Genomic DNA, 23,830 nt, shown 5'->3' with positions numbered 1-23,830 from the left:
TCGATGCATCGCCTGTCTAGCGGGCGACAGCTAACGGATAATGAATCCGGCCGATTCCCTCAAAACCCATATGCACGGGTTTTTAATCAAAAGCGCCGATCCTTGCCGCTCAGTTCGGTCGGAACGCGCTGTCTGCCGCCCCGGTCATAGATGTCCAGCCCGCCGGTGATCTCGGTCAGCGTCGTCAGCCAGGCGCGGGCCGATTCAATGCCCTTGCAGGCCGATTGCGCCAGAATGCGCAGGCGCTCGAGCTGAGCGGCGCAGGCCGAACACTCGGCCTCGCTCAAGGCGCGGCGCCGGGCCGAGGCGCTGAAGCGTTCCAGCACCGCAGCGCAGCGCAGCGGATCCCCGGCGATCATGGCAGCGCAGGCATCTTCAAGCAGGGCGCTGCGATCACGCATTCGCATGCCCCATCCTGGCGGCCAGTCCGAGGTCGAGCCGCTCGGCCAAGGCATCCGCATACTGCTCGGTCAGGAACGAGGCGAACTGCGATTCGCCCGCGCCCCCGCCGAATGCCCCCGCAGAGCCGTCCGGCATCACCAGCTTGAGCATTTCGCCCAGAAACGCCGCCTCAAGCCTTTCGCCACCCTTTGACAAAGGCACATTTCTGGTTCCGATTTCCGGCCGATGGTCGATCTTCATGCTGCCTCCGTCAGATTGAATACAGAAATCCTATGGGGCGGCGGTAAATAATCGGTAACTTATCGAGGCTAGAAAAGGATGAAGGCGATTCCTTCGGACAGGATAATGCAGGTTTCATCCCTATTCTCGACGGCGGTCGGCAACAGCACGGGCAGCGCGCATCAGGCGCCGGCCGGAACGGGGGCCGAGTTTGCAAGGACAATGGCGGGGCGCATGCCCCGCCCCCCGGCCCCCGCGCCCCGCCAGGCGACTGTGCCGCCCCAGCCCCCGAGCAAGGCGCCCGAGCCCGCCTCCCGCCCTTCGGCCAGGGACGTCGTCGCGCCCGACGATGCGGGCGAGCGCGAGGAGAAGCAGGCCGATCGCCGGGATGCCTGCCCTGCGGACAGCCCGCTTGCGCCGCTGCCCTGGCCAGCCCCCTGCCAGGCCGCGCCGGATGCGGCCCGGCCCGCGGGGGCGGCGCAGGATGGCCTGGATGAGCCTGCCCCTGCGCCCGATGGCCGGCCCGCATCGGCCGGGGCGGATGGCGCAACCCCCGATGGCCCATCGGGCGAGGCGATGCTGCCCGAGCAAACAGGCGGTGATGACCCCTTCATGCCCGGAACCGAGGATGCCGCCCCGATGGCGTCCACCCCTGAAGGGGCAGGCGCCGAAACGCCCCCGGCCACCCAGCGCCCCGACTCGCCGCCGCAGCAGGCAGGCACCCTTCTCGGCGAACCGCCGGGAACTGACGGGGAACAAGGGCCTGGCGAAGATGAGGCCGCAAAGGCGCAGCGCCGGCCTGACGATGCGGACGGGGCGCCGGGGCGCGCTGGGCTGGATGAGGGGGCGGGGCCTGCCGAACCCGATGGCGGCACGCAGCCCCGCCCACCGCTGCCCGGTTCAGGCGCGCAGGCCGCCCTCCTGCCCGCCGGACAGCTGGGGGTGACGATCCATGCCGCGGGCGGCGGCGAATTGCCCGCCGCAGGGCCCGCCGCGCCGCAGCACGGCACGCCGCCCGAGGCATCCCCAGCGTCCTTTCAGGCGCAGGCCCCGGCCCCCCATCGGCAGCTGGCCGACGCCATCGTGCGCACGCGGGATGACGGCATCATCGAGATCCGGCTTGATCCCGTCGAGCTTGGCCGCGTGACCGTTCTGCTTGGAACCGATCACCGAAGCGGCCTCGGCATCCTTGCCGAACGGCTTGAAACGCTCGACCTGATCCGCCGTCACAGCGACCAGTTGCTGCAGGATCTGCACGAGAACGGCATGCCCGATGCCCGGCTCGACTTCATGCGGCAGGACAGCCGGTCCGGCGGCGGACAGGCGCGGGACGGGCGCGCCCGTCAGGCCGGGGCGGATGCCGACCTGACGCAGATGCCGGCCATGCCCCCAGCCCCGGCGCCCGTTCCCCCTGTCCCCATCCTTGCGCCCTCCCGAATCGATATCCGCCTTTAGGAAAGCCCCCATGCCCATGATCACCACGGCCCCGACGGGCAGCCCTGCCCCAGTCCAGCCCGCTGCCCCGGGCAGCGCCAGCGCGCCCGCAGCAAGCGCGGCGAACAACGCCGAGGCGTCCGGTTTCACCGGCAGCGACTTTCAGACCTTCCTGAGGATGCTGACCACGCAGATCCAGAACCAGGATCCCCTCAACCCCATCGAAAGCTCCGATTTTGCCGTCCAGCTTGCGACCTTCTCGGGGGTCGAACAGCAGGTGCGCACCAACCAGCTGCTCGAATCGCTCAATGCCCAGCGCGCGGGCGGCCTGGACAGCGCGGCAGGCTGGATCGGCAAGGAGGTCCGCACCACCGCCCCTGTCGCCTATGACGGCCGCCCGATCAGCCTGTCGATCGAGCCTGCAAGCGGCGCCACCTCTGTCCAGCTTGTCACGCTGGACGCCTTGGGAAAGGAGGTCCAGCGGCAGACCCTGCCCGCCCGCGCCGGCGAGGTGGCGTGGGACAGCCGCAACGGGGCCGGAACGGCGCTGCCGAACGGTCTTTACAGCTTCAAGCTGGTCAGCCTGAAGGGCGAGGACATCCTGCATACCGGCGCGGTCGGCGCCTATGCCCGCGTGACCGGGGCCGAACTGACCAGCAAGGGGGTCAGCCTGATCCTGCCGGGCGGCGCCAGCACGCTGGAAAGCGAGGTGACGGCCCTGCGCAGCCCGGCATGACGCGCCGCGGCCTCAGCCCGACCGGCCATGCTGGCGCAGCGCGCGGCATGCTTACGGCACTGGAATCGCCCCGGCATTCCTGCCGGCACGAAATCCGGAAGGCTTGAGGGGGCACAGGGCATCGCCCCCTCGCCGTCAAGGAACGGTCCAGACGCGCCCGGCTGGGGGCGGGATGGGCTGAGCCAGAAAGCAGGCGGATGAGATCGCGCGCCCTCATCGGGCCTGTGGTCAACCCTCGCGCCTGCGCGGGGCACAGGCCGGACAGCCGGCCATATTCGGCCCGCCTGTCCGGCAGACGGCACCGGCCGGGCCGCATCCAGGAGCAAGGATAACCACCACCCTGCGGCGCGCCAGCCGGCAATCCGACGGATGCCGGCCTAAGCGCGGGCGGTGACGGGGATCGGACCGCTCCTCTGCTATCGCCGCCCAAATTGCCACGCCGTCCGGACGGATGAGCGCCAGCAGGCGCCGCCAGGATGTCAGGACGGCACCGCCCTGCTGCCCGTGACGGGGATCGGACCGCCGCCCTGCTATCGCCCGCCAAATGCCCCGCCGTCCGGGCGGATGAGCGCCACCAGGCGCTGCCACGATGGCAGGAGGGCACCGCCCTGCTGCGCCAAGTCTTTCATCGGCTGCTGCCCCGGCCGGCCCCCCTTGATCCGGGCTGCCCTTGCGCAACCCTGCCGGCCCTCTATAACCCCGGACGATTTGCAAGCCGTTGACCGCCGAGGGGACCCACAATGCCGAAAAGAACCGATATCTCCTCGATCCTCATCATCGGCGCCGGACCCATCGTCATCGGGCAGGCCTGCGAGTTCGACTATTCGGGCGCCCAGGCCTGCAAGGCCCTGCGCGAGGAAGGCTACCGCGTCATCCTGGTCAACTCGAACCCCGCCACGATCATGACCGACCCCGGCATGGCCGACGCCACCTATATCGAGCCGATCACCCCCGAGGTCGTGGAAAAGATCATCGCCGCCGAACGTCCCGATGCCCTGCTGCCGACCATGGGCGGTCAGACGGCGCTGAACACCGCGCTGGCGCTGGCTGATATGGGCGTTCTGCACAAATACGGGGTCGAGCTGATCGGCGCCCAGCGCGCGGCCATCGAGATGGCCGAGGACCGCAAGCTGTTCCGCGAGGCGATGGACCGCATCGGCCTCGAAAACCCGCGCGCCACCATCGTCAGCGCGCCCAAGCTGCCCAATGGCCGCTTCGATATCGCAGCCGGGATCGCCGAGGCGATGAAGGCGCTGGAGGGCATCGGCCTGCCCGCCATCATCCGCCCCGCCTTCACGCTGGGCGGCACCGGCGGCGGCGTCGCCTATAACCGCGAGGATTACGAGGCGATCGTGCGCTCGGGCCTCGACGCCAGTCCCGTCGCGCAGGTGCTGATCGACGAAAGCCTGCTTGGCTGGAAGGAATATGAATTCGAGGTCGTGCGCGACAAGGCCGACAACGCCATCATCGTCTGCTCGATCGAGAACGTCGATCCGATGGGCGTGCACACGGGCGATTCGATCACCGTCGCCCCCGCGCTGACCCTGACCGACCGCGAATACCAGCGCATGCGCAACGGCTCGATCGCCGTCCTGCGCGAGATCGGGGTCGAGACCGGCGGCAGCAACGTCCAGTGGGCGGTCAACCCCGCCGATGGCCGCATGGTCGTGATCGAGATGAACCCGCGCGTCAGCCGCTCCTCGGCCCTCGCCTCCAAGGCCACGGGCTTTCCCATCGCCAAGGTCGCCGCAAAGCTGGCCGTCGGCTATACGCTCGACGAGTTGGACAACGACATCACCAAGGTCACGCCTGCCAGCTTCGAGCCGTCGATCGACTATGTCGTGACCAAGATCCCGCGCTTTGCCTTCGAGAAGTTTCCCGGCGCCAAGCCCGAGCTGACCACCGCGATGAAATCGGTGGGCGAGGTCATGGCCATCGGGCGCACCTTCCACGAGAGCCTGCAGAAGGCCCTCGCCAGCATGGAAAATGGTCTCACCGGCCTCGACGAGATCGCGATCCCCGGCGCGGTAGAGGAGGGCAAGCCCGCCTTCATTCGCGCCCTGTCCCAGCAGACCCCCGACCGGATCCGCGTCATTGCCGAATCGATGCGCGCCGGCCTGACGGATGACGAGATCAACCGCGTCACCCGCTTCGACCCCTGGTTTCTGGCCCGCATCCGCGAGATCGTGGATGCCGAGCACCGGGTCCGCCACGAGGGCCTGCCCGACGCCGCCGGCCTGCGCCGCCTGAAGATGCTCGGCTTCACCGATGCCCGCCTCGCCCACCTGACCGGCCGCAGCGAGGCCGACATCCGCCGCACCCGCCGCGGCGCCGGCATCACCCCGGTCTTCAAGCGCATCGACACCTGCGCGGCCGAGTTCGAGGCCCAGACCCCCTACATGTATTCGACCTATGAGGCCCCCGCGATGGGCGATGTCGAATGCGAGGCGCGCCCTTCGGACCGCAAGAAGGTCGTCATCCTCGGCGGCGGCCCCAACCGCATCGGCCAGGGGATCGAGTTCGACTATTGCTGCTGCCACGCCTGCTTTGCGCTGACCGACGCGGGCTATGAGACGATCATGGTCAACTGCAACCCTGAAACGGTCAGCACCGACTACGACACCTCGGACCGCCTTTACTTCGAGCCGCTCACCCTCGAACACGTTCTCGAAATCCTGCGGACCGAGCAGGAGAACGGCACCCTCCACGGCGTCATCGTCCAGTTCGGCGGCCAGACCCCGCTGAAACTCGCCAACGCGCTCGAGGCCGAGGGCATCCCGATTCTCGGCACCACCCCCGACGCCATCGACCTGGCCGAGGACCGCGAGCGCTTCCAGCGCCTGCTGTCCGACCTCGGCCTGAAACAGCCCGTCAACGGCATCGCCCGCTCGCCCGATCAGGCGCGCGCCATCGCGGCCGAGGTCGGCTTCCCCCTCGTCATCCGCCCCTCCTACGTCCTCGGCGGCCGCGCGATGGAGATCGTGCGCGACGACGCCCAACTCGACCGCTACATCACCACCGCCGTGCAGGTCTCGGGCGACAGCCCGGTCCTCCTCGACAGCTACCTCTCCGGCGCGATCGAGGTTGACGTGGACGCCCTCAGCGACGGCGCCGCCGTCCATGTCTGCGGCATCATGGAGCATATCGAGGAAGCCGGCGTCCATTCCGGCGACAGCGCCTGCTCGCTGCCCCCCCACACCTTGGGCGCCGCCACCATCGACGAGCTGAAACGCCAGACCGTCCTCATGGCTCGCGCGCTGAAGGTTGTCGGCCTGATGAACGTCCAGTTCGCGATCAAGGACGGCGAGATCTTCGTGCTCGAGGTGAACCCCCGCGCCAGCCGCACCGTCCCCTTCGTCGCCAAGGCCACCGACAGCGCCATCGCCAGCATCGCCGCGCGCCTGATGGCGGGCGAGCCGCTGTCGGCCTTCCCGATGCGCCCCCCCTACCCCGCCGGCATCGGCCCCGACACGCCCCTGCCCTATGCCGACCCGCTGACGCTGGCCGACCCGATCACCCCGTGGTTCTCGGTCAAGGAGGTCGTGCTGCCCTTCGCCCGCTTCCCCGGCGTCGACACGCTGCTCGGCCCCGAGATGCGCTCAACCGGCGAGGTGATGGGCTGGGACCGCGACTTCGCCAGCGCCTTCTACAAGGCGCAACTCGGCGCCGGCACCCTGCTGCCCGCCGCGGGGCGCGTCTTCGTGTCGGTCCGCGAATCCGACAAGACCCCGGCGATGGCGCAGGCGATGCAGGCCCTGACCGCGATGGGCTTTACCCTGACCGCCACCAGCGGCACCGCCGATTTCCTGCGCGCGGCGGGGGTTGAGGCGCAGCCGGTGAACAAGGTCTATGAGGGCCGCCCGAACATCGTGGACCGCCTCAAGGACGGAGAGATCGCGATGGTCCTGAACACCACCGAGGGCGGCCAGGCGATCAGCGATTCGCGCGAGATCCGGTCCGTCGCGCTGTATGACAAGATCCCGTATTATACGACGGCGGCGGGGGCGATCGCCGCCGTGGCGGCGATTCGGTCACGGGCCGAGGGGGATGTGGGGGTCAGGACGTTGCAGGGGTGAGGCGTTGACGAGCCTCTTGATTGCTGCCTCATTCGAGGCTACTTGAGTTAAGCCCGATGCAAGAGGCATCGGTGGAATGTGTTAAGGACCGCAAGCACAATCTTCGCGATGCGGGCCCAGGTCGGGATCGGCAGGTTTGCCATCGTCTCGTCTCCACAGCACGATGTGGTCATAACGTACCACACCAGGTTTCTCTCGTACGGCCTCGTCGAGGTTGGAGTTAGGTAACATAAGCCCGGACATGCGACGAACGGTGTCATTGTGTCCGGGCTAGACCTCCTCTCCGAGCAAGATGTTGACCCTCAAACCGGCGACTTGGTGAGTCCTTTCCTCGCCAAAGAGCGCAATTACATGCACTTTGACGACAAGTTGAATGCAGCATCGAGGGTTATTAGTGTTAATTTTGAATTAGAGACCAAGCGCCACCAGTTTTATCCGTTCCTGGCCTACAGCGAGGTCAAGCGACGCGTCAAGAAAAACGCAGATGGCGTAGCCTTTACAGAATCGAAGGAAAGACCAATAAAATTTTCCGCGCACAAGGATGCAGCCTATCTCGAGGCGTACGCTTCCTTTTTGTCGCTAGCTTATGAAGTTGAGCTTCGGCGCCGCAACCTGTCGAAGTATGTGCTTGCGTATCGAAAGGGCGGACGCTAAAATATTCATCACGCGAAAGACTTATTCGACGAAATCCGTTTACGTTCCGACTGCAAGTTGCTAGCCGTCGATATTTCGGGTTTTTTCGATAACTTGCTGCATGCGCACCTGAAAAATGAACTATTGCAGTTGCTTGGGAGCACCCAGCTCTTGGGACACCACTGGACAATATTCAGAGCGATGACCCGCTACGCCTCCGTGGACATAGATTCGCTTGACGCTGTTCTTGGCAAAAGACGTCGTCGATGCGGGCGTGTGTGTACTCCAGATGAATACAAGAAGCACGTGCGAAAGACAACGGGCTTGGTGAAGGTGCACGCTGACCCATTCGGGATTCCTCAAGGTACGCCCTTATCCGGAATGTATGCAAATCTATATATGTTGACGTTTGATGAGCGCATGTCCACCTATGCAGAGCGGATAGGCGCTAGTTACAGAAGATATTCGGACGATATTGCCTAGTGTTGCCCCCAGGCGAAAACGTAGACTCGGCTTTAACACATATCTCGGATGCTCTAAGTGCTTACGGTTTAGCCCTCTCCGCGACAAAGACCGTGATATCAGAATTTTCCGGTGGTGTTTGCCTGACTCCGAACAAACCAGCCCAGTATCTAGGGTTCACGTTCGATGGTCGCCATGTTCAGGTGAGGGAATCATCAATGGCGAACTATCGGAAAAAAATGCGCCGCGGAATCCATGCTAAATTGGTTGCCGCAAAATCCAAAGGCATTCCATCAAATCAGGTGTATAGACGCCAGTTACTGAGCCGATATACTCACCTGGGGCGTGGAAGAAACTTCGTTAAGTAGGTTTACAGAGCAGCCAAAATTTTTAACGACGACGCGCTGAAACGACAGATTAAGAGACACCACAAGTGGTTCAAAAGCTGCTGGAACCGAGAAGTCCGACGCGTTTACGGCGGGCTAATCGATGCAACGTAGATTAATTTACTGGCGTCTCTACTCCTCCCTCCCCCGCAACCACGCCATCTTGTCCGCCCGCCGGCTCGCCTTCTCCTCCCCCAGCGGCACCCCCGGCTCGTCGCTCATCAGCTCCGCCCCCTCGTGGCCCAGCACCTCGTACATCTTCTGCGACTCGCCCCAGCCCGGCTTCATCCCGTCCAGACCCTCGCGATCGCGGCGGGCCAGATAGTCCATCGTCTCGCCGCCCTCCAGCAGCCCTGCCAGCCGCGCGTGCATGAAGCCGGCCAGCACCCGGTTCATCCGCGGCCCGTACCCCTCGCCCATCGACTTGAAGAAGCGCAGCACCTCCTCCTCGACCAGGATCGTCACCCGCACCTTCTTGCCCGCCCCCCGCTCGCGGGCCAGCGCGTGCCAGGCCTCCGGCACCCGCCCCTCGGTCAGGATGCGCTGGTGCAGATCCCATTCCAGCCGCCGCATCACGTCGGCCATGTAGTGGTAATTGACCCGCCGCGCCGCCTCGGCCTTCGCCGCCGCGCCGCCGCGCGGATTGCCCGTCTGCGCCATCCCGCCCCCCTTGCAACACCGCCGCCATCCTCGCCCGCCCGCGTTAACGCCCCGTTAACCCCCCGCCCGGCGCCATTCGCATGAACCGTGCATGAACGCCGCACGAACATCCCCCGAACACCGAAGGACAGTCACACCCCTTGTGGGGGGAGTTCCAAATCTGCGCCCCGGCGCTTCCCCTCGCCAGCCCGCGGCCCTATTCATCGCGCAAAAGGGGGGCGCATGAGCTTCAACACCTTCGGCCGCATCTTCACCGTCACCACCTGGGGCGAAAGCCACGGCCCCGCCCTCGGCGCCACCGTCGACGGCTGCCCGCCGGGAATTTCCCTAACGGAATCAGACATTCAGCCCTGGCTCGACCGCCGCCGCCCGGGCCAGAGCAAGCTGACCACCCAGCGGCAGGAACCCGATCAGGTCCGCATCCTGTCCGGCGTGTTCGAGGGCCGCACCACCGGCACCCCGATCCAGCTGATGATCGAGAACACCGATCAGCGCAGCCGCGACTATGGCGACATCGCGGCCGCCTTCCGCCCCGGCCACGCCGACATAACCTATTGGCAGAAATACGCAATCCGAGACTATCGCGGCGGTGGCCGATCCTCCGCCCGCGAAACCGCCGCACGCGTCGCCGCCGGCGGCGTCGCCCGCGCGGTCCTGCGCCAGCTTGCGCAACAGCTGACCATCACGGGTTATATGGTCCAGATGGGCGATCTGGTCGCCGACCGCGCCCGCTTCGACTTTGCGGAAATCGACCGCAACGACCTGTTTTTGCCCGACGCCGCCGCCGTCCCCGAATGGACCGCGTATCTGAACGAGATCCGCAAGGCCCAGGACAGCATCGGCGCCGTGATCGAGGTCACCATCCGCGGCTGCCCCCCCGGCCTCGGCGCCCCTGTCTATGCCAAGCTCGACACCGACCTTGCCGCGGCGATGATGTCGATCAACGCCGTCAAGGGCGTCGAGATCGGCGAGGGCATGACCGCCGCCCGCCTGAAAGGCACTGAAAATGCTGATGAAATCCGCATGGGGCCGGATGGCCCGGTCTTTGGCACGAACCACGCCGGCGGCATCCTTGGCGGGATCACGACCGGGCAGGACATCGTCATGCGCTTCGCCGTCAAGCCGACCAGCTCGATCCTGACCGCGCGCCGCACCATCAACCAGGCCGGCGAGGAGATCGACCTGATCACCAAGGGTCGCCACGACCCCTGCGTGGGCATCCGCGCCGTCCCGGTGGCCGAGGCGATGGCGGCCTGCGTGATCCTCGACCATCTGCTGCTGGACCGCGCGCAGACCGGCGGCGTCCGGGGACGGATCGGCTCAGCGGGCGAAGCGGGCGGGCGAGAGTAGCGCCCCCAGCGCCCGATCCACGCCCCGCCCCAAGGCGATGTCGGCAATGAACCGCGCGGCGGCGGGCGCCGATTGAAAGCCATAGCCGCCCTGCCCCGCGAACCACAGGAATGACGGCTCGGCAGCGTCGCGCCCATAGATGGGGGTTCCGTCCGGGGAAAAGGTGCGCAGGCCGGCCCAGCTGGCAAGCAGCCGTTCGACCTGAAAGCGGCTGAGCGCCTCGTAACGCGCAAGGCCCTCGGCCAGAACCATGTCGTCGGCCCAGGCGTCATGCGGCTCGACCGCATCGGCGTCCGCGGGCGAGACGATCAGCGCGCCCGCGTCAGGCTTGGCATACCATTTCTCGCCTGCACCAATGACCATCGGCCAGGCGGCCGGGTCCAGTCCGCCAGGCGCGGCGATGCGGGCCATCGAACGGCGATGCGGCACCAGCCCTATCGGGGCAAGGCCGGCCATCCGGCCGATGGCATCGGCCCAGGCCCCGGCGGCATTGATGACCATGCGGGCCGCTATCGGCCCCTCGCGCGTAATCGCCTGCCACGCGCTGCCCTGCCGCCGCAGGCCCGTCAGCCCGGCCCGCGTGATGATCGTTGCGCCATGGCTGCGGGCCTTGCGCGCGAACGACTGGACCAGCTGGTCGGTGTCGATGTCCCAGGCATGATCGCCATGCCCGGCCAGCGCGATCCGTCCCGGGTCCAGCGCCGGGAACAGCGCCGCCGCCTCATCGGGCGTGATGTCGCGCAGATGCATCGCCGCCATGTCGGCCGCAAAGGCCGCCTGCTCTCCGGCAGAGGCCACGACCATCATTCCGCGCGCCGAAAGCACCCCTGCATTCTCGAGCGATGCGCGCGAGGCAAGCGACAGCTCGGTGATCGCGGGCGGGCCGTAATATGGCTCATACAGCGCGGCCGAGCGGGCAGAGGCATGATAGGCCAGGCTATCCTCGGCTTCGACAAGGATCACGCTGGCCGAGGGGGCGATCTCGGCCGCAGCCGAAAGACCTGCAACACCCCCGCCGATGATGAGAATGTCACATTCCATGATGCCGCCGGGGTTTTTCATCAGGCCGCGACGCGCGCCGCGGCGGGAACAAAGCGCGTGACGGAGGCCGTCTCGCCCTCGAACACGCAAAAGCTGCCCGGTGCGATTTCCAGCCAGTCCGTCTCATCCGCCTCCAGCGGCTCGGACACGACGGCGCGGCCGCCGCGGCTGGGGGACCAGCGGTGAAACAGCGTGGGCGCCTGATCATCGGACGAATAGCGCAGCGCGTAAAGCCGCCGCCCGTCCGAAAAGGCGCAGGTCAGCCGCACGAAGGGCGCCGTGCCGCGGTCGCGCGCCAGCGCCTCAAAGCGCGCGGTCGCACGCGCCATCGCGCCCATCGGGTCGTTGTCCAGCCCCTCGCCCAGGGCGCACAGGAAAAACGCCTCGCTGTCGGTCGCGCCCTTGCGCTGGGGATAAAGCTCATCCGGGATCAGGGCATCGGCGCAGCGCCGCCAGTCGTTATAGCCGCCGAACTGGCCATTATGCATGAAGCTCCAGCGCCCCACGGTGAAGGGATGGCAGTTGTTGCGGCTGGTCGAGGTGCCGGTCGAGGCGCGGACATGGGCCATGAACAGATGCGACCGGACCGTCGCGGTCAGGCTGTGCAGATTCGGATCGGACCATGCGGGCATGACATCGCGGTACAGTCCGGGCTGTTCGCGGTCACCATACCAGGCGATGCCGAAACCATCGGCATTGACCGGCGTGTGGCAGCGCTTTGCCCCATGGCTTTGCCGGACCAGGGAATGGCCGGGCCGGCTGACAATGTCTTCCAGATAGATCGGCCTGCCGACATAGGCCGCCCAACGGCACATTCACGCCCCCCAGCTTGTTCTTGTCTTTCCCGAAGCCTAGCAGGCGCGAAAAGCCGGTGCATCCGCTTTGCCGGGCCGGTCCGCCGCGCGCCCATCACAAGATCGCGCGGCGTTCGGTCTGCCCAAGGATCAGGCGCCGGACAGCAGCTCCTCGACCGCCTCGATCGCTGCCTCGGCCTTGTCCAGCGACGGCGCGCCGCCCTGCGCGCGGTCGGGCCGCCCCCCGCCGCCCTTGCCGCCAAGCGCGGCAACCGCCGCCTGGACCAGCGCCACCGCCGAAACGCGCGCCGCCAGGTCAGGGGTGACGCTGGCCGCCACCGTGGCCTTGCCGTTATCCTCGGCCATCACCACGACGGCGCCGCTATCAAGGCCCTGCCGCATCTGGTCGGCCAGCGCGCCCAGTTCCTTGCCGGAAACCCCCTCGACGCGCCGGGCGATCAGCTTGATGCCGGCGATCTCCTTGACGGCGGCCTCAGCCGGGCTGGCGCCCATGGCAAGCTGGCGCTTCAGCTGCGCGATCTCGTTCTGCATCGCCTTGCGATCATCGGCCAGCGCCCTGACCCGCCCCACGACCTCGCCCGGCTGCGCCTTGAGCAGACCGGCGATATCGGCAAGCTGCCGCTCCGCCTCGCGCAGATGCGCCAGCGCGGCCTGCCCGGTCAGCGCCTCGACGCGGCGCACCCCCGCGCTTGACGCGCTGTCGCCCAGCAGGACAAAAGCGCCGATGTCGCCGGTGCGGCCGACATGGGTGCCCCCGCACAGCTCCAGCGAATAGGTATCGCGGCCCGCGCCCTTTCCCGACCCCTCGCGCCGGCCCATCGACACGACGCGCACCTCGTCGCCGTATTTCTCGCCGAACAGGGCCTGCGCGCCCATGGCACGGGCGTCATCGGGGGTCATCAGCCGCGTTTCCACGGGCGTGTTCTGCCGGATGACGGCATTCACCTCGGCCTCGACCTGCGCCAGCTCATCGCCCGTCAGCGCCTTGCCGTGGCTGAAGTCAAAGCGCAGCCGGTCTTGTGCATTCAGCGAGCCTTTCTGCGCGACATGCTCGCCCAGCGCATTGCGCAGGGCCTCGTTCAGCAGATGGGTGGCAGAGTGGTTGGCCCGGATCGCGCCGCGGCGGTCATGATCCACCGACAGGCTCGCCCCCTGGCCGCAGGCGATGCGCCCCGTCGTCACCTCGGCGACATGGATGAACAGCGCGCCCGACTTGCGCGTGTCGGTTACCCGCGCGGCACCCGTTTCGGTCGTGATGAGGCCCGTATCCCCCACCTGCCCGCCGCTTTCGGCATAGAAGGGCGACTGGTTGACGACGATCTGGACCTGCTCGCCCTCGGCGGCGGCATCGATTTCGGCGCCGTCCCGGATCAGCGCCTGGATCTGGCCCTCGGCCTCTTCGGTGTCATAGCCAAGGAACTCGGTCGCGCCATGCCGGTCGGCCAGCTCGAACCAGATGGCCGAATCCTTCGTCTCGCCCGACCCGGCCCAGGCGGCGCGGGCCTTGGCCTTCTGTTCGGCCATGGCCGCGTCAAAACCGGCGATCTCGACCCCGCGGCCCTGTTCGCGCAGCGCATCCTGCGTGAGGTCCAGCGGAAAGCCATAGGTGTCATACAGCCGGAAAGCCGTCTCGCCCGGCAGGTCGGCCCCTTCGGGCAGCCGCGCGACCTCATCCGACAGCAGCCGCAGCCCCCGGTCGAGCGTCTGGCGGAAGCGGGTTTCCTCGCCGCGCAGCGTTTCCTCGATCATCGCCTGCGCGCGGGTCAGTTCGGGATAGGCCGCGCCCATCTGGCGGACCAGCGCCGGAACCAGACGGTGCATCAGCGGATCCTGCGCCCCCAGCATGTGCGCATGGCGCATGGCGCGGCGCATGATGCGGCGCAGCACATAGCCGCGGCCCTCGTTGGATGGCATCACCCCGTCGGCGATCAGAAAGCTGGTGGACCGCAGGTGGTCGGCGATGACACGGTGATGGACCTTGCCGGGGCCGTCGGGGTCGCTGCTGGTTGCATGAGCGCTCGCCTCGATCAGCGCGCGCATCAGGTCGGTGTCATAGTTGTCGTGCTTGCCCTGCAGCAGCGCGCCGATCCGTTCCAGCCCCATGCCGGTGTCGATCGAGGGGTTGGGCAACGGTTTCATGCTGCCGTCCTCGAACTGCTCGAACTGCATGAAGACGAGGTTCCAGATCTCGATGAACCGATCCCCGTCCTCGTCGGCCGAACCGGGCGGGCCGCCCCAGATCGACGGGCCGTGGTCATAGAAGATTTCGGTGCAGGGGCCGCAGGGGCCGGTCGGGCCCATCTGCCAGAAATTGTCATTGGTGGGGATGCGGATGATGCGGTCATCGGTCAGCCCCGCGACCTTTTTCCAGATATCCGCCGCCTCGTCATCGGTGTGATAGACGGTGACCAGCAGCTTGTCCTTGGGAATCCCGAAATTGCGGGTCAGCAGTTCCCAGGCATAGGGGATGGCCTGTTCCTTGAAATAGTCGCCAAAGCTGAAATTGCCCAGCATTTCAAAGAAGGTATGGTGCCGCGCCGTGTAGCCCACATTGTCGAGGTCGTTGTGCTTGCCGCCCGCGCGCACGCATTTCTGCGCCGTGGTCGCGCGGGTATAGTCGCGGTGTTCCAGCCCCGTGAACAGGTTCTTGAACTGCACCATCCCCGAATTGGCGAACATCAGCGTGGGATCGTTGCGCGGCACCAGGGGCGAGCTTTCGACCCGGCGATGGCCGTTCCGTTCGTAGAAGTCGAGAAAGGTCGAGCGGATGTCGTTCAGACTGGCCATGGGCGGGTTTCCTGCCGGGATTTGCAGCGGCAATATGTAAGGGTGCCGCCGCCCGCTGTCCAGAACGGGCGGCGGCGCCGGCGGTTACCTGGCCCCGATCGCGTTCACCACGGCGTCGAAAAAGGCCATCGGGTCAACCGGCTCTTTGCCCAGGGGTTCGGGCTGGGCGGCGATCATGGCGATCACGACCTTTTCCTGCGGGTCGATATAGATGTTCTGGCCCTGGATGCCGACCGCGGCAAAGGCCTTGTGAGCGGTCGATTGCGCCGTCCAGGCCGGCCACCACATCAGCCCGTAATCGGCCGTCTTGCCGTCTTTGAGCGTGATCGGCAGGCCCGCCCGCTGCGTCCAGCCATCGGGCAGGACCGGCTTGCCGTCCGCCAGTCCGCCGTCCAGAAAGAACTGGCCGAACCGGGCAAAGTCCCGCAGGGTCGCAGACAGGCCGCTGCCGCCGATCTCGTGCCCCTCCTCGCTGTCCAGCCACCACTTGGCGTCAGCCTCCATCCCGTAGGGCTGCCAGATCTTTTCCGCCAGATAATCCGCCAGCGGCTTGCCGGTCGCCCCCATCACGATCTCGCCCGCGACCTGGGTTTCCCCCGTGGAATAGTTGTGGACCGTCCCCGGCTCGGCGGCGCGGGGCAGCGCGGCCATGACCTTCATCGCCGCGCCGGGCTGCTGGGCGATCTGGGCCTTCAGCAGCGCGCGCCGGTCCGATGCGGGATCGGTATAGGTTTCGTCCCACTTGACGCCCGATGTCATGGACAGGATCTGGCCCACCGTCACGCCCTCATAGGCGCTGCCCTTCAGGTCGGGAACGTAATCGGTGACCAGCGCATCCTCGCCCCGGATGGCGCCGTCGCGGATCGCCGCGCCGATCAGGGTCGAAGTCACCGACTTTGCCAGCGACATCGACATCCAGCGGGTATCCGGGCCGTTGCCGCGCTGATAGATCTCGGTCACCAGCTTGCCGTCCTTGAGCACGATCAGCCCGGTGATGCTGTCCAGGGCGATCACGTCATCAAGGTCATGGGCCTTGCCGTCGATCGTCAGGTCCAGCTTGCCCAGCTTCAGCGGGGATGGCTCGAGCGGCCGGGGATTGGCCGAGGCGGCCACCGTACGGGTCGGAAACAGACGGTCGATATTGCGGAACGTCGCCACCGCATCGTCGGGCAACAGATCGCCGTCATAGATCTGCTCGACCGTGCCGATCTTTTCGGCAGCGTGGCGATAGGGCGCCTCGGCGAAAGAGGCAGGGGCAAGCAGCAATGCGGCGGCGCCAATGGCAAAGGCGGCAGGCAGGGTCATGAGGCTCTCCAGCGTTGACTGGCGCCACCCTGCCTTCCTGCCGCCGGCCGCGCCAGCCCCGATGAAGACCGGCGCCCGAAGGGGGCGCCGGCGGGGATCACGCCTCGGTCACGGCGTCGTCGCCATCGTCGCTGGCGCCGAACTCCAGCCCGTGGCTGGCCCGGATCTTGTCCTCGATCTCGAAGGCCATGTCAGGGTTGTCGCGCAGATACTGCTTGGCGTTCTCGCGCCCCTGGCCGATCCGCTGGTCGCCGCAGGAATACCAGGCGCCCGACTTTTCCACCACGCCGGCCTTGACGCCGAGGTCGATCAACTCGCCCACCTTGGAAATTCCCTCGCCATACATGATGTCGAATTCGACCTGGCGGAAGGGCGGCGCGACCTTGTTCTTGACCACCTTGACCTTGGTGGTGTTGCCCACGACCTCGTCGCGATCCTTGATCGAGCCGGTGCGCCGGATATCCAGCCGCACCGAGGCATAGAACTTGAGCGCGTTGCCGCCCGTGGTGGTTTCGGGGCTGCCGAACATCACACCGATCTTCATGCGGATCTGGTTGATGAAGATGACCATGCAGTTGCTGCGCCCGATGCTGGCGGTCAGCTTGCGCATCGCCTGGCTCATCAGGCGGGCCTGGCTGCCCATCTGCATGTCGCCCATGTCGCCCTCGATCTCGGACTTGGGGGTCAGGGCTGCGACCGAATCGACCACCACCAGGCTGACCGCGCCCGAGCGCACCAGCGTATCGACGATCTCAAGCGCCTGTTCGCCCGTATCGGGCTGCGAGATCAGCAGCTCGTCAAGATTGACGCCCAGCTTGCGGGCATATTGCGGATCAAGCGCATGTTCGGCATCCACGAAGGCGCAGACGCCGCCCTTCTTCTGTTCCTCAGCGACCACATGAAGCGTCAGCGTCGTCTTGCCCGAGCTTTCCGGCCCGAAGATCTCGATGATGCGGCCCTTGGGCAGGCCCCCGATCCCCAGGGCGATGTCGAGCCCCAGGCTGCCGGTCGATGTGGCCTCGATCTCGGCCACGGGATTGTCCGCCCCCAGCTTCATGATCGAGCCCTTGCCGAACTGGCGTTCGATCTGGGCAAGGGCGCTGTCGAGCGCCTTCTGCCGGTCAGCGCTGCGTTTGTCGTCCATCTTCAGGATGCTCGCCCCAGACATTCTTGTCCTATCTCTAATGCAGCGCGGGATGCCGCACAACGCAGTCCGTATGTTCACGGACTGTTCTTACGCGTATCTGGTCACGGGGTGGCCCGATCGCAAGAAGGGCAGCCCCATGATTCGCGATCCTGCGGCAAGCCGGTTAACAATCTGTTGACCGCGCTGGGCGCGCGCGGCACATGCACGCGATGAGCTGTCCCTGCCTGGCCCTGCCCCGATGACCCCGGCCGCGCGCGCCGCGGCGGCGATCGACATTCTCGCCGATATTCTGGCCGGTGAGGCTGCCGAAGCGCGCCTGATCCGCTGGGCGCGGGCAAGCCGCTTTGCCGGCTCGGGCGACCGGGCGGCGGTGCGCGATCTGGTGTTCGACACGCTTCGGCGCCGGCGCAGCCGGGCCGCCCTTGGCGGCGGGGACAATGCCCGCGCCCTGGTCATCGGCGCCCTGCGCGATGACGGGATCGACCCGGATACGCTTTTCACCTCGGATCGGCACGCCCCTGCCGCGCTCAGCCCGGCCGAGCGCGAGGCGGGCCGCGCGCCCAGCCCGGCCGAGGCCGCCGACCTGCCCGACTGGATCGCCGCACGCCTTGCCGCCGATCTTGCGGGCGATTTCCCCGCGATCGCCCAGGCCCTGCGGGACCGCGCGCCCGTATGGCTGCGCGCCAACCTGGCGCGCGGAACGGCCGCCGAGGCCCGCCAGGCGCTTGCCGCAGAGGCCATCCTGACCGAGCCTGACCCGCGCTGCCCCGGCGCCCTGCGCGTGACCCAGGGCGCCCGCCGCATCCATGGCTCGGCCGCCTGGCTTGGCGGCCTGGTCGAGCTTCAGGATCTTTCGCCCCAGATGGCCTGCGCGGCGCTGGATGTGGGGCCGGGGACAACGGTTCTGGATTACTGCGCCGGCGGCGGGGGCAAGGCGCTGGCGCTGGCCGCGCGGGGGGCGCGGGTGACGGCCTGGGACGCAGCCCCGGCCCGGATGCGCGACCTGCCCGCCCGCGCCCAGCGGGCGGGCGTGCGGGTGACGCTCGCCCCGGCGCGGCCGACCGGGCGCTTTGATCTGGTGGTCACGGACGTGCCCTGTTCGGGTTCGGGCACCTGGCGGCGCACGCCCGATGCCAAATGGCGGCTGGGCGAGGACGATCTTGCCCGGCTGGCCGCGCTTCAGGCGGCCATCCTCGACGAGGCGGCGGCGCGGGTGCGGCCGGGCGGCACCCTGGCCTACATGACCTGCTCGCTGCTGCGGGCCGAGAACGAGGACCAGATCGCCGCCTTCCTGGCGCGGCAGGGGCGCTTTGCCCTGGACGGAATGCGGCGGATGACACCCCTGGCGGAAAGCGATGGCTTTTTCGCCGCAAAGCTGGTCGCATTAAACGATGCTTAACGATCCGGGCGCTAGGATCGGCGCCGTGACGAGAACGAGGACCGCATGAAGGCGCTTCCCGCTGGGCGGGCGACCCTGATCTTGCCGCTGCTTATGCTGCCGCTGGTCGTCGGATCATTGTGGCTGGCGGTCTTTCCCCATCATCTCGTGCCCCGAACGGCGATCGTCGCGGGGACGGTCGTGGTGGCCTGGTATGTGCTGGGCGGCTGGATCGCGGGACGGCAGCTGCTTTCGGGCCTCGCCCTCGCGCGGCAGGTCCGGGCCGCGAGCCGGCGGCTGCGCGCCGAAGGGGGCTGCGCCTGGCTGGTCGATCCGGCCGGCACCGTCCGCGCCCAGACCGCCGAGGCGGAAGGACTGCGCGATCTGGCGGGCCAGAACATCGCCGCCCTTGTCGCCCGCTGCAGCGCCGATCCGGCCGGCACGGCCCAGCGGATGGCCGTCAGGGCGGCGCAGGGCCGAACGGCCAGGCTGGACCTGCCCGATGGCAGCCGCGTCACCGCGGGGCTGATGCCCGGCACGGCCCTGCAATGCTGGCGGCTCGAACAGGCGGCGCCGGGAACGGCGCGCGATGCCGCCCCGCCCCCCGTGCCCTCGGGCGGGGCAAGCCTGTCCGACATGCCCTTTGCCATGCTCGACATGGATGGATGCGGGCGCGTGCGCGCCGCCACCCGCGCCGCCGAGGCGCTGCTCGGCCCTGTTCCCCCCGGCATCCTGCTGGGCGAGTTGATCGAGGGACTCGGCCGCCCCCTGGCCGACTGGATCGACGAGGTGCGCGAGGGCCGCAGCAGCGGCCGGGGCGAAGTCATGCGCACCCGCGCCGAGGGGAGGGAACGCGACCTGCAGGTGACGCTTGCCGCCGAGGCCGGATCGGACCGGATCGTCGCCGTCCTGACCGATGCCAGCGCCATCAAGACGCTTGAGGCGCAGTTCGTGCAAAGCCAGAAGATGCAGGCGATCGGCCAGCTTGCGGGCGGTATCGCGCATGATTTCAACAATCTGCTGACCGCCATCAGCGGCCATTGCGACCTGCTGATGGTCAGCCGCGACAAGACCGATCCCGACTATGACGACCTGCACCAGATCTCGCAGAATGCCAACCGGGCCGCGGCGCTCGTGCGCCAGTTGCTGGCCTTTTCGCGCAAGCAGACCCTCAAGCCGGAAATCATCGACCTGCGCGACACGCTGCCGCAACTGGCGCATCTGCTCAACCGGCTGGTGGGTGAACGGATCGTTCTGACGATGACCAACGATCCGGCCCTGCGCCCGATCCGCGCCGATGCGCGCCAGCTTGAACAGGTTCTGATGAACCTTGTCGTCAACGCCCGCGACGCCATGCCCGGCGGGGGCGAAATCATCCTGCGCACCGAAAACCTTCGGCTGGGCTCCGGCCAGTCGATGGAAGGGGCCAGCCTGCCGCAGGGGGATTATGTCCGCATCACCGTCACCGACGAAGGTTGCGGGATCGCGCCCGACGTCATCGACAAGATCTTCGAGCCATTCTTTACCACCAAGCGGGTGGGCGAGGGGACCGGCCTGGGCCTGTCCACCGCCTATGGCATCGTCAAGCAGACCGGCGGCTATATCTTCTGCGACAGCGAACCCGGCCGTGGGACGAGCTTCTCGATCTATTTCCCGGCGCAAAAGCCCGGCCCCGCCCGGCAGGCGCAGCCCGTCGAGGTGCCCGCGGCCGATCTTCCGGGGGCGGGCGAACAGCGCTGTCCGGTGGTCCTGCTGGTCGAGGACGAGGCGCCGGTCCGCGCCTTCGCCCGCCGCGCCCTCGCGCTGCGCGGCTTCAAGGTGATCGAGGCCGAATCGGGCGAAGAGGCGCTGGAGTGCCTGCGCGACGAGACGCTGGCGGTGGACATCTTCGTGACCGACGTGATCATGCCGGGCCTGGACGGACCGGCCTGGGTGCGAGAGGCCCTGGCAAAGCGGCCGGGCACCAAGGTCATCTTCATGTCGGGATATGCGGACACGACCTTTGACGCCGAGAACCCCCTGGTCCCCGGCGCGCTGTTTCTCGCCAAGCCTTTCTCGCTGAGCGATCTGGTAGTCAGCGTCGAAAACCACCTTGCCGGCCGCACCCTTATTTCTGCGCCCAGGGACGATCGGGCCGGCAAGGACGGTACGGCAGAAAGGGACGCGGCACCGGATGGGACGGCGGAAGGGGCGCAGGAAAGCGGCGCGACGGCGCCGGGGCTGGCGACATCGCGCGCCTGAACGCAACCCGGCGGCCGGGCAAGGGCCATGCGCGACGGGCTCGGGCCGGAACGGATCGGCTCACGCCGGCGCAGGACGACTCGCACCCTGCACAAGTGCTTGTGACGCATCAGTTTTAGCTGGACGCAGCAGGATTGCCGGTCTAACAGGAATCGTGCTGATGGATCCGCTTGCCCACCCCGATTTCCTTGCCACCGGCGGCGCCATCCGCGCTGCCTCGATCTGACATGGGGCGATTGTCGCGGCCCTCGCGCGCCCTTGTGATCGCGCTGCTGGCAACGCTGCTTCTGGGCATGGGGCTGACCTTCGGCACCATGCGGCTGGAAAACCGGGCCGAGGCGGTACGCATCGCCCGCCTGGCCGATCTGCTCGCCGGCAACCTGCGCCAGCGCATGATCCAGCACATGACGCTTTTGCGCGCGACGGCCAGCATCCTGATAGCCAAGAGGGGCCAGATCAACCCGGATGAATTCACCGCCTATGTCGAGGGCCTGAACATCGGGAATGGCGCCGCCGGCATCCAGGGGATCGGCTTTGCGCCGCTTATCGCCGCGGCCGACACCCCGAGGATGGCCGAGCAACTTTCCCGCCTGCACGGACGGCACCTCGATATCCTTCCCGTGACCGACCAGCCGATGCGCGTGCCCATCGCACTGCTGGAGCCGCGCGATACCCGCAACCAGGCCGCCTTCGGCTTTGACATGTTTTCCGAACCCGTCCGCCGGGCGGCGATCCTGTCGGCACTGGACAGCAAAGAGCCGCGCGCCACCGGCCCGGTCGAGCTGGTGCAGGAAATCACCGCCGACAAGCAGATGGGCTTTCTGATCTATCTGCATGCCCCGACCGCGCTTGATGGAATGGACGGTCGCGGCGAAGGCTTCGTCTATGCCCCATTCCGTGCGGGCGATCTGATCCAGGCCGTGCTGGCCGAGACGCCGGATCTTCCCCTTACCGTGCGCGGTGTCGATCTGGATGCGCCTGCCCAGCCGCTGTTCGACAGCGCGCCCTCTCCGCCCCCGGCGGCGCTTGCCGCGCGCGCCGTCACCCACCAGATCGAGGTTGCCGGGCGGCACTGGCAGCTGACCATGACCCCGACTGTCGGTCTGGGCGGCCTGCGCGGGCATCTGGCGACCGTGGCGGTCGGCCTTCTGTCCCTGCTGCTGCTGAGCGCGGTGGCCGTGGCGATGACCAGCCTGGGACGCGAGCTTGATGCCGCGCAGCGCAGTGCGGACATGGCCGAGCGGCAGGCCGCCGACCGTGCGCTGCTGCTGCGCGAGATGCAGCACCGCATCAAGAACCACATCGCCCGCATCCATGCCATCGCCCGGCAAAGCATGCGCGGCGCTGCCGATCTGTCCGATTTCGAACGGATCTTCGGGGGCCGCCTTGCAGCGATGGCCAAGGCGCAGGATGCCTTGGGCGCAAGCGGCGGCCAGCAGGCCGATCTGCGCACGCTGCTCAGCGGAGAGCTGTCGCAGGTTCTGGACGGGGCGGCAGTCGAGGCAGCCCTGACCGGCCCCGCTATCCGCCTCAACAGCCGCGAGGCGCAGGCCATCGGCCTTGTCGCGCATGAGCTGGTGACCAATGCGGTAAAATACACGCCGGGACGGGGCGTCGATCTGGCGGCCCATGACCTTGCCGTGGACTGGCGCCTGGGCGAGGAAAAGGGCAAGCCCTGGCTTCATCTCGAATGGAGCGAACCGCGGGCCCTGACCGCCGCGCAGCCCGCCGATTCGCGTCCCCACGGCTTTGGCACGCAGCTGATCGAGGCGCTGATCGAAGGCGATCTAGGGGGCCGCTTCAGCCGCGCCTTCACCGATGCCGGGATGCGCGTCAGGCTGAGCTTTCCGCTGTCCGGGGCCTGATTACAGCGCCTCGGGCGGGGGCGCCGCCCCGCCTGGCGTCTCGACCATTCCGGCCGGCGGGGGCGGCAGCGCAGGATCGCTCATCGCCTCCTTCTGCGCGGCAGGCCGGGCGAACAGCGCACCGCGCGCCCCGCCGATAAGCCGGCCCCTGCCGCTTGCCACCACCGCCAGCGAACCGGGCGAGCCGATGCGCGCCGTTCCCGGCACCGCGCCCAGCAGGGTCAGCCGCTCGCGCGCGCGGGCAACTTTCTCGGGGGCGACCGGTTCGGCCAGTGCAAAGCGGTTGTAGGTTTCCGGGGCGCCGGCCATCCCCTCGAACCCCTGGATGAGAAATGCGGCCCGCAGCTCGTCAAAGCGAAGCAGGTATTTCGATGCATTCGCCTGCGTCCGGGAATGAAAGGCCCCTGCCGCGCGCCGCCAATCGCCCGTCTCGGCGTAGAGATCGCGCACGAAGCGGGCCGCATAGCGGGCATTTTCCAGCGGATCGAACATCTCGACGATCGAGGGAAAGTTCTGCCCGTGCCAGCGATAATTCAGCTGAAAGCAGCCCACGTCGAAATTGGGCCGCCCCTGGTCGATCCGGTCCTGGGCAAAGGCCAGCGCCTCGGCCGGGCCGTCGAACCAGCTGCCCGCGCCCTCGGCATTGATGCTCCACGCCCAAGGGCGGACGAGGCCGTTCCGGCGGCGCCCGGTTTCGGTCAGGGTCAGCGCGGCAAGGATATCGACGGGAATACCCGCCTCTTTCGCCGCGGTCACCGCCGCCCATTCGCAGACGGCCGCTGGCTGGTCGGCCGGGTCCACGGCAGCCCGCGCCGGCAGCGCCGCCGCCAGCATCATCACGATGATCGCAACCAGCCGCATCCTGCCGCCCCCGCACCCATGGGGGCAGCCCT

General features: G+C 67.6%; 17 protein-coding genes. 8 read left to right on the top strand and 9 right to left on the bottom strand.

The genetic code is table 11. From position 1 onward, the window contains the following. Positions 1 to 86 precede the first annotated feature (86 nt). Together B0A89_RS09530 and B0A89_RS09525 are read right to left on the bottom strand one after the other, a co-directional pair. Positions 87 to 359 carry a hypothetical protein gene (locus tag B0A89_RS09530; protein WP_157115307.1) on the bottom strand — a complete coding sequence of 91 codons (273 nt, stop codon included), beginning with the start codon at positions 357 to 359 and terminating at the stop codon, positions 87 to 89. Between the two features lie 34 nt (positions 360 to 393). Continuing rightward, the gene (locus tag B0A89_RS09525) at positions 394 to 642 is read right to left on the bottom strand and encodes a rod-binding protein (protein WP_085377941.1); all 249 of its coding nucleotides are present in this window, start codon (positions 640 to 642) and stop codon (positions 394 to 396) included. A gap of 213 nt (positions 643 to 855) precedes the next feature. Between B0A89_RS09525 and B0A89_RS09520 the strand changes: the two genes are divergently transcribed. The 4 genes from B0A89_RS09520 (at position 856) to B0A89_RS14665 (ending at position 7,521) form a co-directional block, all read left to right on the top strand. Continuing rightward, positions 856 to 2,076, top strand: coding sequence for a flagellar hook-length control protein FliK (locus tag B0A89_RS09520; RefSeq protein WP_169712154.1), 1,221 nt, complete (start codon positions 856 to 858; stop codon positions 2,074 to 2,076). 10 nt (positions 2,077 to 2,086) lie between these two features. After that, positions 2,087 to 2,791, top strand: a complete 705-nt coding sequence (locus B0A89_RS09515) for a flagellar hook capping FlgD N-terminal domain-containing protein (protein WP_085377939.1) — start codon at positions 2,087 to 2,089, stop codon at positions 2,789 to 2,791. 740 nt (positions 2,792 to 3,531) lie between these two features. Further along, entirely contained in the window at positions 3,532 to 6,867 is a 3,336-nt protein-coding gene (gene carB / locus B0A89_RS09510; protein ID WP_085377938.1) for a carbamoyl-phosphate synthase large subunit, read from the top strand. Between the two features lie 261 nt (positions 6,868 to 7,128). After that, positions 7,129 to 7,521, top strand: a complete 393-nt coding sequence (locus tag B0A89_RS14665; RefSeq protein WP_157115305.1) for a hypothetical protein — start codon at positions 7,129 to 7,131, stop codon at positions 7,519 to 7,521. Positions 7,522 to 8,480: 959 nt separating this feature from the next. On the opposite strand, the gene B0A89_RS09505 is transcribed toward B0A89_RS14665, so the two are convergent. Continuing rightward, on the bottom strand, positions 8,481 to 9,008 hold the full coding sequence (locus B0A89_RS09505) for a BrnA antitoxin family protein (RefSeq protein WP_085377937.1): 528 nt from the start codon (positions 9,006 to 9,008) through the stop codon (positions 8,481 to 8,483). Between the two features lie 222 nt (positions 9,009 to 9,230). Here B0A89_RS09505 and aroC point away from each other — a divergent pair, with 222 nt between their 5' ends. After that, positions 9,231 to 10,358 (top strand): chorismate synthase, encoded by a 1,128-nt coding sequence (gene aroC / locus B0A89_RS09500; RefSeq protein WP_085377936.1) that lies wholly within the window; start codon positions 9,231 to 9,233, stop codon positions 10,356 to 10,358. Here the strand turns inward: aroC and B0A89_RS09495 are convergent. From B0A89_RS09495 to recA, 5 genes are all read right to left on the bottom strand, one after another. After that, complete coding sequence (locus B0A89_RS09495; protein ID WP_085378873.1) at positions 10,329 to 11,399, bottom strand: NAD(P)/FAD-dependent oxidoreductase; 1,071 nt, start codon at positions 11,397 to 11,399, stop codon at positions 10,329 to 10,331. The genes aroC and B0A89_RS09495 overlap by 30 nt on opposite strands. A gap of 20 nt (positions 11,400 to 11,419) precedes the next feature. Next, positions 11,420 to 12,214 (bottom strand): class II glutamine amidotransferase, encoded by a 795-nt coding sequence (locus B0A89_RS09490; RefSeq protein WP_085377935.1) that lies wholly within the window; start codon positions 12,212 to 12,214, stop codon positions 11,420 to 11,422. A gap of 129 nt (positions 12,215 to 12,343) precedes the next feature. Then, positions 12,344 to 15,001 (bottom strand): alanine--tRNA ligase, encoded by a 2,658-nt coding sequence (gene alaS / locus B0A89_RS09485; RefSeq protein WP_085377934.1) that lies wholly within the window; start codon positions 14,999 to 15,001, stop codon positions 12,344 to 12,346. 84 nt (positions 15,002 to 15,085) lie between these two features. After that, complete coding sequence (locus B0A89_RS09480; RefSeq protein ID WP_085377933.1) at positions 15,086 to 16,306, bottom strand: serine hydrolase domain-containing protein; 1,221 nt, start codon at positions 16,304 to 16,306, stop codon at positions 15,086 to 15,088. 97 nt (positions 16,307 to 16,403) lie between these two features. Further along, a complete protein-coding gene (recA, locus tag B0A89_RS09475) occupies positions 16,404 to 17,474 on the bottom strand; it encodes a recombinase RecA (protein ID WP_085377932.1) in 1,071 nt (356 codons plus the stop codon). 217 nt (positions 17,475 to 17,691) lie between these two features. Here recA and B0A89_RS09470 point away from each other — a divergent pair, with 217 nt between their 5' ends. The 3 genes from B0A89_RS09470 (at position 17,692) to B0A89_RS09460 (ending at position 22,937) form a co-directional block, all read left to right on the top strand. Then, complete coding sequence (locus B0A89_RS09470) at positions 17,692 to 18,852, top strand: RsmB/NOP family class I SAM-dependent RNA methyltransferase (RefSeq protein ID WP_085377931.1); 1,161 nt, start codon at positions 17,692 to 17,694, stop codon at positions 18,850 to 18,852. Between the two features lie 45 nt (positions 18,853 to 18,897). After that, a complete protein-coding gene (locus B0A89_RS09465; protein WP_085377930.1) occupies positions 18,898 to 21,072 on the top strand; it encodes an ATP-binding protein in 2,175 nt (724 codons plus the stop codon). Between the two features lie 227 nt (positions 21,073 to 21,299). After that, positions 21,300 to 22,937, top strand: coding sequence for a CHASE domain-containing protein (locus B0A89_RS09460; protein ID WP_085377929.1), 1,638 nt, complete (start codon positions 21,300 to 21,302; stop codon positions 22,935 to 22,937). On the opposite strand, the gene B0A89_RS09455 is transcribed toward B0A89_RS09460, so the two are convergent. After that, positions 22,938 to 23,798, bottom strand: coding sequence for a lysozyme family protein (locus B0A89_RS09455; RefSeq protein WP_085377928.1), 861 nt, complete (start codon positions 23,796 to 23,798; stop codon positions 22,938 to 22,940). Positions 23,799 to 23,830: the final 32 nt, after the last annotated feature.

This window comes from Paracoccus contaminans, assembly GCF_002105555.1.
Lineage (GTDB): Bacteria > Pseudomonadota > Alphaproteobacteria > Rhodobacterales > Rhodobacteraceae > Paracoccus > Paracoccus contaminans.
The sequence above is the reverse complement of the archived record's forward strand: the minus strand, read 5'-3'. Positions and strand labels throughout refer to the sequence as shown.

Coding starts and splice junctions, on each gene's coding strand:
- B0A89_RS09530 (WP_157115307.1), bottom strand. CDS start 359: ATGATCGCCGGGGATCCGCTGCGCTGCGCTGCGGTGCTGGAACGCTTC.
- B0A89_RS09525 (WP_085377941.1), bottom strand. CDS start 642: ATGAAGATCGACCATCGGCCGGAAATCGGAACCAGAAATGTGCCTTTG.
- B0A89_RS09520 (WP_169712154.1), top strand. CDS start 856: ATGCCCCGCCCCCCGGCCCCCGCGCCCCGCCAGGCGACTGTGCCGCCC.
- B0A89_RS09515 (WP_085377939.1), top strand. CDS start 2,087: ATGCCCATGATCACCACGGCCCCGACGGGCAGCCCTGCCCCAGTCCAG.
- carB (WP_085377938.1), top strand. CDS start 3,532: ATGCCGAAAAGAACCGATATCTCCTCGATCCTCATCATCGGCGCCGGA.
- B0A89_RS09505 (WP_085377937.1), bottom strand. CDS start 9,008: ATGGCGCAGACGGGCAATCCGCGCGGCGGCGCGGCGGCGAAGGCCGAG.
- aroC (WP_085377936.1), top strand. CDS start 9,231: ATGAGCTTCAACACCTTCGGCCGCATCTTCACCGTCACCACCTGGGGC.
- B0A89_RS09495 (WP_085378873.1), bottom strand. CDS start 11,399: ATGGAATGTGACATTCTCATCATCGGCGGGGGTGTTGCAGGTCTTTCG.
- B0A89_RS09490 (WP_085377935.1), bottom strand. CDS start 12,214: ATGTGCCGTTGGGCGGCCTATGTCGGCAGGCCGATCTATCTGGAAGAC.
- alaS (WP_085377934.1), bottom strand. CDS start 15,001: ATGGCCAGTCTGAACGACATCCGCTCGACCTTTCTCGACTTCTACGAA.
- B0A89_RS09480 (WP_085377933.1), bottom strand. CDS start 16,306: ATGACCCTGCCTGCCGCCTTTGCCATTGGCGCCGCCGCATTGCTGCTT.
- recA (WP_085377932.1), bottom strand. CDS start 17,474: ATGTCTGGGGCGAGCATCCTGAAGATGGACGACAAACGCAGCGCTGAC.
- B0A89_RS09470 (WP_085377931.1), top strand. CDS start 17,692: ATGACCCCGGCCGCGCGCGCCGCGGCGGCGATCGACATTCTCGCCGAT.
- B0A89_RS09465 (WP_085377930.1), top strand. CDS start 18,898: ATGAAGGCGCTTCCCGCTGGGCGGGCGACCCTGATCTTGCCGCTGCTT.
- B0A89_RS09460 (WP_085377929.1), top strand. CDS start 21,300: ATGGGGCGATTGTCGCGGCCCTCGCGCGCCCTTGTGATCGCGCTGCTG.
- B0A89_RS09455 (WP_085377928.1), bottom strand. CDS start 23,798: ATGCGGCTGGTTGCGATCATCGTGATGATGCTGGCGGCGGCGCTGCCG.